The organism is Micromonospora eburnea, from assembly GCF_900090225.1.
Taxonomy (GTDB): domain Bacteria; phylum Actinomycetota; class Actinomycetes; order Mycobacteriales; family Micromonosporaceae; genus Micromonospora; species Micromonospora eburnea.
In genome coordinates this window covers 1,297,036-1,310,678 of the sequence record NZ_FMHY01000002.1, presented here as the reverse complement: position 1 = coordinate 1,310,678, position 13,643 = coordinate 1,297,036, and the positions used below count along the sequence as shown (strand labels likewise).

The following is a 13,643-nucleotide window of genomic DNA, read 5'->3' as shown; positions in this document are numbered from 1 at the left end:
ACGGTCAACGCCGGGCGGCGGTCTTCCTGGCCGGCGCCTTCTTCGCCGGCGCCTTCTTGGCGGCGGTGGTCTTCTTCGCCGCGGTGGTCTTCTTGGCGGCGGCGGTCTTCTTCGCCGCCGTGGTCTTCTTCGCCGCCGTGGTCTTCTTGGCGGCGGCGGTCTTCTTCGCCGCCGCGGCCTTGGCCGGGGCGGCCTTCTTCGCCGGCGCGGCCTTCTTGGCGGCGGTGGTCTTGGTGGCCTTCGCCGCCGTGGTCTTCTTGGCGGCGCCGGCCGCGGCGGTCTTCTTCGCCGCGGCCGCCTTGGCCCCGGCCGCCTTCGCTTCCGTGGTCTTCGCGGCGGCGGCAATCTTCTTGGCTGCGGCCGTGGCCTTCGGCACCTTGCCGCTGGCCACCATCTCCTTGAACCCAGCGCCCGGACGGAAGGTCGGAACGGAGGTCTTCTTGACCTTCACCGCCTCACCTGTCCGCGGGTTGCGCGCTGTTCGGGCACCCCGAATACGCTTTTCGAACGCTCCGAATCCGGTGATCGCCACCTTCTCGCCCTTGGTGACCGCCGCCTGGACCTCAGCGAGGACCGCGTCGAGCGCGGCCGTCGCCGTCTTCCGGTCCCCCAGGCGAACGGCGAGCGCCTCGATGAGCTCGGCCTTGTTCACGACTTCCTCCCGATTGTGCAACTGACTCGACGCGAGCCATTCTGCGCGCACGGTATGCCCTGCGCTGCCGGGACACAAACATTCGGTGGAAAAAAGGCCTTGTGTCGTAACGGATTCGCCCCCGCCGGTCGGGGCCGGCGGGGGCGAATAGCTATCTACGGTCAGGCGACCGACGGCAGGAACGACGGCCGGGACGCCTCGTACGCGCCGATCTCGGCCTCGTGCCGGAGGGTGAGTCCAATGTCGTCCAAGCCCTCCATCAGCCGCCAGCGGCTGTGGTCGTCGAGGGGGAAAGCCCAGGTGGCCTCCCCGGCGTGAACCTGACGGGCGGCGAGGTCGACCGTGATCGGGGTGGTCGGGTCCGCCTCCACCAGATCCCAGAGTCCCGCCACGGCGGGCAATTCCAGCTCCACCGGAAGGAGCCCTTCCTTCAGCGCGTTGCCACGGAAGATGTCACCGAAGCGGGGCGAGATCACGACCCGGAAGCCCCAGTCCCGCAACGCCCAGACGGCATGCTCCCGCGAGGAACCCGTACCGAACTCGGGGCCGGCAATGAGAATCGACGCTCCCGAATGAGCGGGATCGTTGAGAACGAATGCCGGGTCTTCCCGCCACGCGCTGAAGAGCCCGTCGGCGAAACCGGTACGGGTCACCCGCTTGAGGTACACGGCGGGGATGATCTGATCGGTATCCACATTGGATCGGCGCAGCGGCACGGCGGTGCCGGTGTGGGTGGTGAACTTGTCCATCTCTCGGCTGCCCTTCTACAGGTCGGCGGGGGCGGCCAGCCGGCCGACCACGGCGGTGGCGGCGGCGACCGGCGGGGACACCAGGTGGGTACGCCCGCCCCGGCCCTGGCGGCCCTCGAAGTTGCGGTTGGAGGTCGAGGCCGAGCGCTGGCCCGGCGAGAGGGTGTCCGGGTTCATCCCCAGACACATGGAGCAGCCGGCGAAGCGCCACTCGGCACCGGCGTCGGTGAAGACCTTGTCCAGCCCCTCCGCCTCGGCCGCCTCGCGGACCGCGGCGGACCCGGGCACCACCAGCATGCGTACGCCGTCGGCGACCTGGTGGCCGCGCAGCACGTCGGCGGCGGCGCGGAGGTCCTCCAGCCGGCCGTTGGTGCAGGAGCCGACGAAGACCACGTCGACGGCCAGGTCACGCAGTGGGGTCCCGGGGGCGAGGTCCATGTATTCGAGGGCCCGGCGGGCGGCGGTCCGTTCCGGCTCGGTGCCGAACTCCTCCGGGTCCGGCACGGCCGAGCCCAGCGGGGCGCCCTGCCCGGGGTTGGTGCCCCAGGTGACGAACGGGGTGATCCGGCTGGCGTCCAGGGTCACCTCCGCGTCGAAGGTCGCCCCCTCTTCGGTGGGCAGCGTCCGCCAGTACGCCACCGCCGCGTCCCACTCCGCGCCCTGCGGCGCGTTCGGCCGCCCCTTCAGGTACGCGAAGGTAGTCTCGTCCGGCGCGATCATGCCGGCCTTGGCGCCCCACTCGATGGACATGTTGGCGATGGTCATCCGGCCCTCCATGGAGAGCTCGCGGATCGCCTCGCCCCGGTACTCCACGATGTGGCCGCGCCCGCCGCCGGTGCCCACCTGCGCGATCAGCGCCAGCACCAGGTCCTTGGCGGTGACGCCCGGGGCGAGCCGGCCGGTGACGTTCACGGCCATGGTCTTCGGCCGGGCCTGCGGCAGCGTCTGGGTGGCCAGCACGTGCTCCACCTCACTGGTGCCGATGCCGAAGGCCAGCGCGCCGAACGCGCCGTGGGTGGCGGTGTGCGAGTCGCCACAGACGATCGTCATGCCCGGCTGGGTGAGGCCGAGCTGCGGGCCGATGACGTGCACGATGCCCTGGTTCTCGTCGCCCAGCGGGTGCAGCCGTACGCCGAACTCGGCGCAGTTGCGGCGCAGCGTCTCGATCTGGGTGCGGGAGGTGGGGTCCGCGATGGTCAGCAGGTCGCCGCGCCGGGAGCGGAACGACGGATCGTCGTACCCGGTCGGGGTGTTGTGATCCTCGGTCGCGATCGTCAGGTCGGTGCGCCGCACCCCGCGGCCGGCCAGCCGCAGCCCGTCGAACGCCTGCGGGCTGGTGACCTCGTGGAGCAGGTGCAGGTCGATGAAGAGCAGATCCGGCTCGCCGGTGGCGGAGCGGACGACGTGCGCGTCCCAGACCTTCTCGGCCAGGGTCCTCGGTTGAGTGTCTCCCACCATCTGGACATCCTAAATTCTGGGAGGTAAATTTCGGGTTGTGGGACACAGTATGAGCGGTGTCGGCGTTCTCGACAAGGCGGTGGTCATCCTGGCCGCCTGTGTCGACGGCGCCAGCCTGGCCGAGCTCGTTGAACGCACCAAGCTGCCCCGGGCGACCGCGCACCGGCTGGCACAGGCGCTGGAGATCCATCGGATGCTGGTCCGGGACACCCAGGGGCGCTGGCGCCCGGGGCCCCGGCTCGGCGAACTGGCCAACGCGGCGCCGGACGTGCTGCTGACCGCGGCCGAGCCGCTGCTCGCCGCGCTGCGGGACGCCACCGGCGAAAGCGCCCAGCTCTACCTGCGCCGCGCCGACGAGCGCGTCTGCGTGGCCGCGGCCGAGCGGGCCAGCGGCCTGCGGGACACCGTGCCGATCGGTTCGGTGCTACCCATGACGGCCGGGTCGGCGGCGCAGATCCTGCTCGCCTGGGAGCCGCCGGAGGCGGTCATGCCGCTGCTGCCCCGGTCGAAGTTCACCGGCCGCACCCTGGCCGAGGTGCGCCGCCGCGGCTGGGCGCAGAGCGTCGCCGAGCGGGAGGCCGGTGTGGCGAGCGTCTCGGCCCCGATCCGGGACCGCACGGGCCGGGTGATCGCGGCGATCAGCATCTCCGGTCCGATCGAGCGCCTCGGCCGCCGCCCCGGCGAGCGCCACGCCATGGCCGTCGTCCGCGCCGGCCAACGCCTCTCCGGCCTCTAACCCCACCCACCCCCTCCCCCCAACCCCACCCCCCGATCTCCGCGTTGATCAAGAAGTTTGCGTCACGTTTTCAACGCGAACGTGACGCAAACTTCTTGATCACCGGATGCGAGGGAGGGCGGGGGGCCGGGGGGTAGTGGGGGGAAACGGCGAACGGCCCGTCCCGGGGTGGGACGGGCCGTTCCTTGGTAGCCCCGACCGGATTCGAACCGGCGCTACCGCCTTGAGAGGGCGGCGTCCTGGGCCGCTAGACGACGGGGCCAGGCACTTTTCCTGCATCACCACCCGGAACGAGCGGTGCGGGGGATAGTCTAGCGGCACCGCTCGGAGCGCCCGACGACGGGGGGCGGCGCGGCGGGGACCTCGGTCGGACCAGCCCACCCCGGCCACGCCACCAGGCAGCGGGGAGGTACGCAACCCGACGGAGAAGGCGCAACGCCCGGACGTGAAAGCGTCCCGGAAACGAGGCAGGGATACGAAACAGCCCGCCCCACGGGTGGGACGGGCTGTGCGCATGGTAGCCCCGACCGGATTCGAACCGGCGCTACCGCCTTGAGAGGGCGGCGTCCTGGGCCGCTAGACGACGGGGCCAGAACTATCTGCTTCCTCACCGGCAGGTGAGGAAGCTGCACTCTATCGGAGGTCAACTGCCGCCCCTCGGGTGAGGGGCGGAGTGGAACTCCACCAGAATCCAGCGTCCGGGATTCTCGCGAATCCGCGGTTGCGCTGGGGTACCAGGACTCGAACCTAGACTAACTGAGCCAGAATCAGTCGGGCTGCCAATTACCCCATACCCCATTGGCCCCTTGCGGCGCCGGGAATGAACTTTACCCTCCCCGTGCCGGCAGGCCAAATCCAACCCCTCGAACCGCCCCTGACCAGCGGAAACGAGACGTCGGACGCATCAGGCGACCGGCACCACCGGGTTGGTGAGCTCGCCGATCCCCTCGATCCGCACGGTGACCGTATCCCCGTCGGTGAGCGGACTAACCCCGGCCGGGGTGCCGGTCAGCACCACGTCGCCGGGAAGCAGCGTCATCACGTGGGAGATGTACGACACCAGGGCCGGCACGTCGAAGACCATGTCCTTGGTCCGGCCGAGCTGGCGTACCTCCATCTCCTCCGGATTGCGACCCACCTCACAGCGAACCTCCAGGTCGGAGACGTCCAGCCCGGTGGTGATCCACGGCCCGATCGGGCAGAACGAGTCGAAGCCCTTGGCCCGGGTCCACTGCCCGTCGGAGTGTTGCAGGTCCCGCGCCGTGACGTCGTTGGCGCAGGTGTAGCCGAAGATGGCCCGTTCGGCGGCGGCCCGGTCGGCGCGCCGCGCGCCCGGAGCGCCGATCACCACGGCCAGCTCCGCCTCGTGCTCGACCTGCTTGGAGAAGATCGGCAGGCGGATCGCGTCCCGCGGGCCGATCACCGAGGTGGACGGTTTGAGGAAGAGCAGCGGCTCCTTGGGCACCTCGCTGCCGTGCTCGGCGGCGTGCTCGGCATAGTTGCGGCCGACACAGACCACCTTGCTCGGCAGGATCGGGGAGAGCAACCGGACGTCGGAGAGCGCCCAGCGGGCACCGGAGAACGAGATCTGCCCGAACGGATGTCCCTCGATCTCGGCGATGGTCAGGCCCTGTGGCCCGGCCCCCGGCTCCCCCTCGACGACCCCGAACGACATTCCCTTGGCATGAGCGAAACGAGCGATACGCACCCGGCCAATCTATCGCCGCCACCGCCCCGGTCACGCCGGACGCGGGCACGCCACGTCGGCCGGGCACGCGGAGGCGGAGGGGGACGCGCCAGCGTACGCCGCCACACGCCGACCGGGGCGGGAATGCCCACTTCGTACCCACACGGCGAGCCGGGGACCATAGCTTCGGGTCCGGGAGGTTCGGTCACATGCCTGCAACGAGACGACACCACAGGTCCCTGGCCCTGATCGTGAACTGCCTCGGGGTCATCGCCGCCGTACCAGCCCTGCCCGCCGTGGCACCCCGGGCTGCCGCGGCGCCCGCGGACCCGGCCCCGGCGGCGGCACAGGCCGCCCCGGCGGAACGCGCCACACCCATCCCGACCGGGGCGCCGGCGGCCCCACCGGCGGTGCCGCCCGCGAAGCCGCCGCCGGCGCAGATGTCGGCCCCGCCGGTCACCGTGGCGATGACCGCGGCGCACACCCCGGCGCCCGGCTACCAGATCCAGGTGCGCAACGACGGCAACAAGGTGGTCGAGACGACCGTACGGCAGGAGCTGCCGGCGGGGTCGAAGGCCACCACGGTGACCGCCGGTGGTCGGGCCACCGGCCCGGCCGGGTCGTCCACGGCCGGCGAGGTGACCTGGCGGCTGAAGCTGCCCGCGCACAGCACCACCACCCTGAACACCGCCCTCAGCACGGCCGCCACCGGGCAGTCGGTGACCGCGCCCACCTGCGCGTACGGTGCCGACGGCACCCGTCCGTACGACTGCGCCACAGCGACCTGGGCGGCCCCGGCGGCTCCGGCGGCGAAGGTGACGGCGGCGCCACCGGTGTGGCGGCGACCGCCGGTGCTGTTGGGCGGGCTGGCCGGGCTCCTGGTCCTCACCCCCGGCGCGCTCACCTGGTGGTGGCGGCGCCGGCGGCGCACCGGCGTGGCGCCGGCCGGCCCGGCGGCGACGAGCGGCGGCGCCCCGGCCCTGGCCGGCGCGGCGGCCGGCCGGGCGGAGCGCGGCACCGTCTACCCACGCCCGGCGATGCCCGCACCGACGCGGCGCCGCCGCCGTCCGCCGATGTGGCTGATGGTCCCGGTCGCCGCGGCGGTGCTGGCCGGCCTGGTCGGGGCGGGCGCGTGGACGGCCACCCAGCGGGTCGCCGCGATCGACACCACCAAGCAGCCGACCAGCGGCGCGTGGATGGGCAAGAGCGTGACCGGGCAGGTGGGCGTGCCCCTGCGCGAGTCCGCGTTCGAGTTCACCGTCTACCGGGTGGCCTGCGGCACCGGGTCCCTCCCCTCGACCTCGCCGGGTGGCCGGCAGTGCCTGGCCACGGTCGGGGTGCGCAACGTCACGTCGGAGGAACAGACCTGGCACGGCCAGCTGCAACGGGCGTACCTGCCGGGCGGCAACTGGGTCGCCACCGACGAGGACGCCACCCGGGTGGCCAACCTCGGGCGGGACGTCTTCGCCCAGCCGGTCGCCGCGGGCAGCCGGGTACTCCTTCCGCTGGTCTTCAGCGTGCGCGGCACCGACCAGCCCAAACAGTTGGAGCTGCGCAGCGGCGTCTTCTCCGCCGGCGTCCGGGTGGACGTGCCCTGACCGGCGGGCGGGCGGCGGTCGTACCCTGGGGTCCGTGACCGCCGCCCTCGCCCCCGCCACCGCGCTCGACGCGGCCCACTGGCAGGCCCGACGGCGTGCCCACGAGCAGCGGGTGGACGCCTGGCTCGCGCCGCACCTGGCCCGCCGGCGCGGCGGCGTGAAGCACCCGGTGGAGGACTTCCTCTTCACCTACTACTCGCACCGGCCCGCCCAGCTGCGCCGCTGGCATCCGGGCGCGGGCGTGCTGCTGCGGGACGCGGACCCGGCCGGGTTCGGCCGGGACTACCGTGCCACCGCCGCCGGGCTCACCCTCGACACCGATCGGGTACGCGCACGACGCGCCGAGTCGCTCGCCTGGATCCGTACGCTGCTCGCGGCGACCGCCGGCCGGCCGGCCCACCTCGGCTGCTTCGGGATGCACGAGTGGGCGATGGTCTACCGGCAGACCCAGGAGGAGGTGCGGCACAACGCCTGGCCGCTGCGGCTCAGCCCGGAGGCGACCGCCGCCGTCGTCGAGGAGCGTGGCGTCCGGTGCAGCCACTTCGACGCGTACCGGTTCTTCACCGCGCCGGCCCGGCCGCTGAACGTGCTCACCCCGACCCGGGAGACCCAGCACGCGCTGGAGCAGCCGGGCTGCCTGCACGCCAACATGGATCTCTACAAGTACGCCTACAAGCTCTCGCCCCTGGTTCCCTCGGAACTCGTGGCCGACTGCTTCGAGCTGGCCAGGGAGATCCGGACCCTGGACATGCGGGCCTCTCCGTACGACCTCACCGCACTGGGCTACCCGCCCGTCAGAATCGAGACCGTCGAGGGCCGGCACGAGTATGTGCTGGCACAGCGGTCGTTCGCGGAACGGGCCGCGCCCCTGCGTGCACGACTGATCGCGGAATGCGACCGGCTCCTCGCCGCCTCGGACGGCTGACCACGATGCCTCTTGGTCAACTCCGTGTGCGGCACCTTGTGGTCACAACCGGCTACGAGACCACCGGTTACCGCATACGGAGTTGATCCTTGCAGCGGCCCCGGGCGGGGTCAGCTCGCGGTGCAGCTCACCGCCGGTACGCGGTTCCCGCCGGGCGCGTCGGCCAGGAAACCGAAGGTGGCCTGGGCGGCCGGGGCGAGAGCCCCGTTCCAGCTCACGTTGGCACGGCTGCACCCGCCGGGTGGCCCCGGTGGACCGCCCACTCCGGCGCGAGGATCGACATGACGGTGGCGTCGACCCACTGCTCGCCGTCGCGGAGCACCTGGCGCAGCGTGCCCTCGGCGACGAAGCCGACCTTCTCGTAGACCCGCCGGGCGCGCGGGTTGAACGCGAACACCTCCAACGAGATCCGGTGCAGGCCGAGCTGCTCGAAGCCGTACCCGACGACCAGCCGCACCGCCTCGGTGCCGAGCCCCCGGTCCCGGCCGGCGGGGCCGATCAGGGTGCGGAAGTTGCAGTTGCGGTTGTCGCCGTCCCACTCGTTGAGGACCACCTCGCCGACGCAGGTCCCGGTCGCCTTGTCCACCACCGCCAGGTCGAGCCGGTCGGTCTGGCTGTTGCGGGTGCCGTACCAGGCGCGGAGCCGACCCGCGTCGAACGGCTCCGGCGGGCTGCCGGTGAGCCGGGCCACCTCCGGGTCGGCCAGGATGACCTCGAAGGTGGCGATGTCGTCGTCGACGAACGGACGCAGCACGACCCGGTCACCGGTGAGGGTGGGCTTGACGGAGAAGTCGGCGGACATGCGGCGAATTGTGGGCGGCAGGGCAACCGGAGACAACCCGTTTTGCGGCGGCCGGTCGCGGCGTGGCGGGTCCCGGATTCGGCCCGTGGCCGCCTCGCGCGAGCCGGTCGCCGGTCGGATCCGCCACGGCGACCTGCCCGGCGTCAGTCGCCGTCCACCCGCCGGTCGCGCTTGCGCTGGGACTGGCGTTTCTTGTCGGCCAGACGGCGCTCCTTCGCCGCCCGGGACGGTCGGGTCGGGCGGCGGGGTTTCGGCGGCGGGGCGACCGCCGCACGCAACAGGGCGGCCATCCGGTCGCGGGCGGCCTCCCGGTTGGCCAGTTGCGCCCGGTGCTCGCTGGCGGCCACGGTCAGTACGCCGTCGACCAGCCGGCCGGCGAGCCGCTCCAGCGCGCGTACGCGCAGCCGCTCGGGCACGCTCGGCGAGCCGGCCAGGTCGAAACTGAGCTCCACCCGGGAGTCGGCGGTGTTGACCCCCTGCCCGCCCGGCCCGGACGAGCGGGAGAAACGCTCGCGCAGCTCGGCGGCGGGGACCACAAGTCGCTCGGTCACCCGCAGTCCGTCATCCACGCCCTGAGGCTATCGCCCGGACGGGTGACCCGGCGCGGGAGTTGTCACGGTCGGGGTGGGTGCCGGACCCGCCGGCTCGTGGTCCGACCCGACCGCCGCGTACGCGGCCGCGCCACCGAGCAGCAGGGCGATCACGCCCACCTTGGTGAGGACCGCTCGAATCGCCAGCCAGGCGGTCCGCCGGGTGGTGGGCACGGTGTTCCGGGCGGTCTGGTAGTCCTTCCAGCCACGCTTCGCGCGGGCGTACGACGCGCCGACGCCGGTGCCGATGACCAGGCCCACCAGGAGGAGGGCCGCGATGACAGCTTGCTCCACCCACGCCAGTATCCATACTCAGCGTGATATTTCCATGGTCCGATGGTCTCACGCCTGATATCCGACAGTTCACCCGATCCGACCGGCTGGCCTGGGCCCACCTCCGCAGGTCACGGCCTGACCGACGGTCAGCCACCCCGTCCGATGATCGTGTCGGCCGTCTGCTGCACCTGGTCGATCGGGATCGCGAACCCGATGCCGATCGACCCGTTGCCGTCGATCGTGGCAATGGCGGTGTTCACCCCGACCACCTCACCCCGCGCGTTGACCAGCGGGCCACCCGAGTTGCCCGGGTTGATCGAGGCATCGGTCTGCACCGCGGTGTGCCGGCCGTTGCCGATGCGTACCTGCCGGTTGAGCGCGCTGACGATACCGGCCGTCACCGTGCCGGAGAGGCCGAGCGGCGACCCGACCGCCAGGACCGGCTCGCCGACCCGGGTGGAGTTGGGCTTGGCCAGTGGCAGCGGAGGCAGCCCGGCCGACGCGGGCACCCTGAGCACCGCCAGGTCGCTGTTCGGCTCCCGCCCGACCACCTCGGCGGTGAACCGGCGGCCGTCGGACGTCTCCACGGTCACCGGCCCGGAGCCGCCCTTGGCCAGGATGTGGTCGTTGGTCACGATGTGCTGCTCGTGGTCGAGGGCGAAGCCGGAACCGCTGGCCGACGACCCGGACGCCCCGCCGACCATCACCGAGACCACCCCCGGCACGGTCTTCTCGGCTGCGGTGACCAGCTCCGCCGGCACCGGCGCGGCGGAGGCCGCCGCCGGCCCGGACGCGTCACGGTCGGCGACCCAGCTACCGGCCGCCGCCCCGGAGAGCGTGGAGACGGCCACCACCGCCACCGCGCTGAGCAGCCGGCCCCGCCAGCCCCGCGGCCCCGGGCCCCGCTCCGATCCGGGTACGTCCCAGCGCCCGCGCCCGTCCGGATCCAGCTCGGGCGAGACGAACCACGGGCCGCGTGGCTCGCCGAGTCCGGTCTGCACTGCCATACCTGGCTCCTCACGTGTCGTGCCGACATGCCGGATGGGTGGTGCGGATCAGGGCAGCCGGGAGAACCACCGAAGGGATCCGGCGGCCGCACCCATGGCGAAGACCAGTCCGAGACCGATGAAGCGGGCGGAGACGTCCTGCCGTTCCTTGCGGTAGCCGACCGACGTGCCGATGTCCTCGTACACGGCACGCAGCTCGGCGGCGGTGGTCGCCTCATGGAAGCCGCCTCCCGTCTCCTCGGCGACCGCCTTGAGGGTCTGCCCGTCGACCGGTACCTGGATGGGCCGCCCGCCCCGGTCGACGAAACCGGACGGGGTGCCGAAGGAGATGGTGTGCACCGGGACCTTGGCCGCCACGGCCTGGGCGGCGGCCTCCATCGGGTCCGTCCCGGAGGTGTTCGCGCCGTCGGAGAGCAGGATGATCCGGGCCGGCGGCGGGTCCTTGGCGGCCTTGGCGTCCAGGCTCTTCACCGCGCCCAGCGAGGTGCTGATCGCCTCCCCGATGGCGGTGCCCTGCACGCCGGTGACCCCCTCCGCGAGCCGCCCGATCCCCTCGTGCAGGGCGTCCCGGTCGGTGCCCGGCGGGACCAGCACCGCCGCGCTGCCGGCGAAGGCGACCAGCCCGACGTTGAACTCCTTGGGCAGGCCGTCGACGAACCGGCGGGCGGCCTGTTTGGCGGCGGTCAGCCGGTCCGGGTCGACGTCGGTGGCGAGCATCGAGGTGGAGACGTCCACCGCCACCATCACGGTGGCCCGTTCCCGGGGCACCCGCACCTCGGCGCTGGGCCGGGCGAAGCCGACCACCAGCAGCGCGAGCATGGCGAGGAAGAGCCCCGCCGGCACGTGCCGGCGCCAGGCGGGCCGGCGCGGCGCGACCCGGTCCAGCAGACGCAGGTTGGTGAAGCGGACCGCGTACCGGCTCTGCCGACGCTGCATCGCCAGGTAGCCGACGACGAGCGCGGCGACGCCGAGCAGGAGCCAGAGCCGGGCGGGTGACTGCCAGGTCACGCGCCACCTCCCCGGGCCGGGGCGGGCGCGGCGGCCAGCCGGCGCTGGTGGTGCACGTGCCGCACGATGTCGGCCGCCCAGTCCCGATCGGTACGCAGCGCCAGGTGGGCCGCCCCGGCCCGGCGCAGCACGTCGCGTACCTGGTCACGCTGGGCGGCGGCGGCCTGGGCGTACCGTTCCCGCAGGGCCCGGTCGCCGGTCCACACCTCGCGACGCCGGCCGGTCTCCGGGTCGACCAGGGTGATCAGGCCGATGTCCGGCAGTTCCAGCTCGCGCGGGTCGGTCACCTCCACCGCGAGCACCTGGTGCCGGACGGCGAGCCGGCGCAGCGCCGCCTCCCAGGGCGGGGCGGCGTCCGGGTCGTCGGGCAGCCCGTCGAGGAAGTCGGAGACGACCACCACCAGGCCGCGCCGGGTGGCCACCCGCTGGACGCCGGCCAGCCCGTCCGCGAGGCTCGGCGGAGTGGGTGCCGTGGCCTCCTCGTATCCGCCGGTACGGGGCGCGCCGAGCAGGGCGCGCAGCAGCCCGAGCAGGTGCGTCCGCCCGCCGCGGGCCGGGAACCGGCGCAGCCCGTCGGGGGTGAGCACCTGCGCGCCGAGGCGGTTGCCGACGCCCGCGGTGAGGAACCCGACCGCCGCCACGGCGGCCACCGCGAGTTCGCGTTTGTCCAACGTGGCGGTGCCGTACTCCATGCTGGGGCTGGCGTCGACCAGCAGCCAGGTGGTCAGCTCGCGGTCGGCGTCGACCTCGCGGACGTGCGGAACGGTGGTCCGCGCGGTGACCGCCCAGTCCATCCGGCGTACCTCGTCCTCGCCGGGGCGGTACTCCCGACTGCCGGCCACCTCGCTGCCCGGACCGGGCAGCAGGCCACGGTACTGGCCGTGCAGCAGCCCGTCGAGGCGACGGGCGACGGTCAGTTCGAGCCGGCGCAGCCGCTGGTCGGGGGCGAGATCCGCCAGGCCGGGCTCGGGTCGGGTCGGGGCGGCCCGGCGCCTCATGCCGCCGCCAGGTCGGACGCCGTCTCGGGGCGACCGGCGACGACCCGGGGCGGTGGCACCGCCTCGATCAGCCGGCGGACGACCGACTCGGCGGACACCCCGTCGGCCACCGCGTCGAAGGAGAGCACCAGCCGGTGGGCCAGCACGTCCACCGCCAGCTCCCGGACGTCCTCCGGGAGCACGTACTCCCGGCCCCGGATCAGCGCCTGGGCGCGGGCGGCGGCGACCAGACCGAGGGTGGCCCGGGGACTCGCCCCGTACGCCAGCAGCGGCGCGATGTCGGGCAGCCCGAACCGGCCCGGGTCCCGGGTGGCGAGGATGAGCCGGACGACGTACTCGGCGAGCGCGTGGTGGACGAAGATCTGACCGGCCCGACGCTGGAGTTCACGCAGCCGGGCCGGGTCGAGCACCTGCCGGGGCGTCGGCCGGTCGCTGCTCATGCGGTAGAGGATGGCCAGCTCGTCGGCGTCGCTCGGATAGTCGACCACGACCTTCATGAGGAACCGGTCACGCTGCGCCTCCGGGAGCTGGTAGACGCCCTCCGACTCGATCGGGTTCTGGGTCGCGAGCACCAGGAACGGCTCGGGGACCGACCAGGTCCGTCCGCCGATGGAGACCTGCCGTTCGGCCATGGCCTCCAGCAGCGCCGACTGCACCTTGGCCGGAGCCCGGTTGATCTCGTCGGCGAGGACCAGGTTCGCCATGATCGGTCCCAGCTCGACGTCGAACGCCTCGGTGGAGGCGCGATAGATGCGGGTACCGACGATGTCCGAGGGGACCAGGTCGGGGGTGAACTGGATACGGGAGAAGGTGCCGCCCACGACGGTGGCGAGGGTCTGCGCGGCGAGGGTCTTGGCCACTCCGGGCACGCCCTCCAGCAGGCAGTGTCCGTCGGCGACCAGGGCGGTGAGCAGGCGCTCGACGAGACGGTCCTGCCCCACGATCACGCGCTTGACCTCGAATAGGGTCTGTTCCAGCTCGACGCCGCCGGCGTCGGCTTCGACCGGGCTGGGCACGCTGGCCAGGGTGTCCGAGATGTCCGTCACGGTGCTTGCTTCCCGTACGGGCGGTCGGACAAACGTGGGATTATCGGCCCCGGCCAGGTCGTTCCAGGGCCGGACCGGGACGACTCCCCCCGTCGGGACGCAACCGCACGA

The 13,643-nt window shown here is 73.0% G+C and carries 15 protein-coding genes and 3 tRNA genes; 3 read left to right on the top strand and 15 right to left on the bottom strand.

The window, feature by feature from the left end; translation table 11 throughout:
• Nucleotides 1–4 precede the first annotated feature (4 nt).
• The 3 genes from GA0070604_RS06270 to leuC form a co-directional block, all read right to left on the bottom strand.
• Entirely contained in the window at nt 5–652 is a 648-nt protein-coding gene (locus tag GA0070604_RS06270; RefSeq protein ID WP_091115614.1) for an HU family DNA-binding protein, read from the bottom strand.
• Nucleotides 653–813: 161 nt separating this feature from the next.
• Nucleotides 814–1,401 (bottom strand): 3-isopropylmalate dehydratase small subunit, encoded by a 588-nt coding sequence (leuD, locus tag GA0070604_RS06265; RefSeq protein WP_091115610.1) that lies wholly within the window; start codon nt 1,399–1,401, stop codon nt 814–816.
• A 15-nt stretch (nt 1,402–1,416) separates the two neighbouring features.
• A complete protein-coding gene (gene leuC / locus GA0070604_RS06260) occupies nt 1,417–2,859 on the bottom strand; it encodes a 3-isopropylmalate dehydratase large subunit (RefSeq protein WP_091115606.1) in 1,443 nt (480 codons plus the stop codon).
• A 49-nt stretch (nt 2,860–2,908) separates the two neighbouring features.
• Here leuC and GA0070604_RS06255 point away from each other — a divergent pair, with 49 nt between their 5' ends.
• On the top strand, nt 2,909–3,595 hold the full coding sequence (locus GA0070604_RS06255; RefSeq protein WP_091115602.1) for an IclR family transcriptional regulator: 687 nt from the start codon (nt 2,909–2,911) through the stop codon (nt 3,593–3,595).
• Nucleotides 3,596–3,781: 186 nt separating this feature from the next.
• Here GA0070604_RS06255 and GA0070604_RS06250 read toward each other — a convergent pair.
• The 4 genes from GA0070604_RS06250 to GA0070604_RS06235 form a co-directional block, all read right to left on the bottom strand.
• A tRNA-Glu gene (locus GA0070604_RS06250) sits at nt 3,782–3,857 on the bottom strand.
• A gap of 253 nt (nt 3,858–4,110) precedes the next feature.
• Nucleotides 4,111–4,186: transfer RNA gene (locus GA0070604_RS06245), tRNA-Glu, on the bottom strand.
• 135 nt (nt 4,187–4,321) lie between these two features.
• Nucleotides 4,322–4,393, bottom strand: a tRNA-Gln gene (locus GA0070604_RS06240).
• 106 nt (nt 4,394–4,499) lie between these two features.
• Nucleotides 4,500–5,303, bottom strand: a complete 804-nt coding sequence (locus GA0070604_RS06235) for a fumarylacetoacetate hydrolase family protein (RefSeq protein ID WP_091115596.1) — start codon at nt 5,301–5,303, stop codon at nt 4,500–4,502.
• Nucleotides 5,304–5,491: 188 nt separating this feature from the next.
• Between GA0070604_RS06235 and GA0070604_RS32270 the strand changes: the two genes are divergently transcribed.
• Nucleotides 5,492–6,880 carry a hypothetical protein gene (locus tag GA0070604_RS32270; RefSeq protein ID WP_091115592.1) on the top strand — a complete coding sequence of 463 codons (1,389 nt, stop codon included), beginning with the start codon at nt 5,492–5,494 and terminating at the stop codon, nt 6,878–6,880.
• A gap of 34 nt (nt 6,881–6,914) precedes the next feature.
• On the top strand, nt 6,915–7,805 hold the full coding sequence (locus GA0070604_RS06225) for a 3-methyladenine DNA glycosylase (protein WP_091115589.1): 891 nt from the start codon (nt 6,915–6,917) through the stop codon (nt 7,803–7,805).
• A gap of 110 nt (nt 7,806–7,915) precedes the next feature.
• Here GA0070604_RS06225 and GA0070604_RS33335 read toward each other — a convergent pair whose 3' ends face one another.
• The 8 genes from GA0070604_RS33335 to GA0070604_RS06190 all read right to left on the bottom strand — a co-directional run bounded on the left by GA0070604_RS33335 (nt 7,916) and on the right by GA0070604_RS06190 (nt 13,532).
• A complete protein-coding gene (locus tag GA0070604_RS33335; protein ID WP_244161772.1) occupies nt 7,916–8,023 on the bottom strand; it encodes a cellulose-binding domain-containing protein in 108 nt (35 codons plus the stop codon).
• On the bottom strand, nt 8,020–8,607 hold the full coding sequence (locus GA0070604_RS06220; RefSeq protein ID WP_091115586.1) for a GNAT family N-acetyltransferase: 588 nt from the start codon (nt 8,605–8,607) through the stop codon (nt 8,020–8,022). The genes GA0070604_RS33335 and GA0070604_RS06220 overlap by 4 nt, the downstream gene beginning before the upstream one ends.
• A 143-nt stretch (nt 8,608–8,750) precedes the next feature.
• Nucleotides 8,751–9,176 carry an alternative ribosome rescue aminoacyl-tRNA hydrolase ArfB gene (arfB, locus tag GA0070604_RS06215; RefSeq protein ID WP_091115583.1) on the bottom strand — a complete coding sequence of 142 codons (426 nt, stop codon included), beginning with the start codon at nt 9,174–9,176 and terminating at the stop codon, nt 8,751–8,753.
• A 9-nt stretch (nt 9,177–9,185) separates the two neighbouring features.
• Nucleotides 9,186–9,491: a hypothetical protein gene (locus tag GA0070604_RS06210; protein WP_091115578.1), complete on the bottom strand. Its 306-nt coding sequence runs from the start codon at nt 9,489–9,491 to the stop codon at nt 9,186–9,188.
• Between the two features lie 128 nt (nt 9,492–9,619).
• The gene (locus GA0070604_RS06205) at nt 9,620–10,480 is read right to left on the bottom strand and encodes a S1C family serine protease (RefSeq protein ID WP_091115574.1); all 861 of its coding nucleotides are present in this window, start codon (nt 10,478–10,480) and stop codon (nt 9,620–9,622) included.
• A 48-nt stretch (nt 10,481–10,528) separates the two neighbouring features.
• Nucleotides 10,529–11,488, bottom strand: a complete 960-nt coding sequence (locus tag GA0070604_RS06200; protein ID WP_091115571.1) for a VWA domain-containing protein — start codon at nt 11,486–11,488, stop codon at nt 10,529–10,531.
• Complete coding sequence (locus GA0070604_RS06195) at nt 11,485–12,486, bottom strand: DUF58 domain-containing protein (protein WP_091115567.1); 1,002 nt, start codon at nt 12,484–12,486, stop codon at nt 11,485–11,487. The genes GA0070604_RS06200 and GA0070604_RS06195 overlap by 4 nt, the downstream gene beginning before the upstream one ends.
• Complete coding sequence (locus GA0070604_RS06190) at nt 12,483–13,532, bottom strand: AAA family ATPase (RefSeq protein ID WP_091115563.1); 1,050 nt, start codon at nt 13,530–13,532, stop codon at nt 12,483–12,485. The genes GA0070604_RS06195 and GA0070604_RS06190 overlap by 4 nt, the downstream gene beginning before the upstream one ends.
• Nucleotides 13,533–13,643: the final 111 nt, after the last annotated feature.

What these genes read in the sequence shown, in the direction of transcription:
- leuD (WP_091115610.1), bottom strand. Translation starts at nt 1,401, where the DNA reads ATGGACAAGTTCACCACCCACACCGGCACCGCCGTGCCGCTGCGCCGA.
- leuC (WP_091115606.1), bottom strand. Translation starts at nt 2,859, where the DNA reads ATGGTGGGAGACACTCAACCGAGGACCCTGGCCGAGAAGGTCTGGGAC.
- GA0070604_RS06255 (WP_091115602.1), top strand. Translation starts at nt 2,909, where the DNA reads ATGAGCGGTGTCGGCGTTCTCGACAAGGCGGTGGTCATCCTGGCCGCC.
- GA0070604_RS32270 (WP_091115592.1), top strand. Translation starts at nt 5,492, where the DNA reads ATGCCTGCAACGAGACGACACCACAGGTCCCTGGCCCTGATCGTGAAC.
- GA0070604_RS06220 (WP_091115586.1), bottom strand. Translation starts at nt 8,607, where the DNA reads ATGTCCGCCGACTTCTCCGTCAAGCCCACCCTCACCGGTGACCGGGTC.
- GA0070604_RS06205 (WP_091115574.1), bottom strand. Translation starts at nt 10,480, where the DNA reads ATGGCAGTGCAGACCGGACTCGGCGAGCCACGCGGCCCGTGGTTCGTC.
- GA0070604_RS06195 (WP_091115567.1), bottom strand. Translation starts at nt 12,486, where the DNA reads ATGAGGCGCCGGGCCGCCCCGACCCGACCCGAGCCCGGCCTGGCGGAT.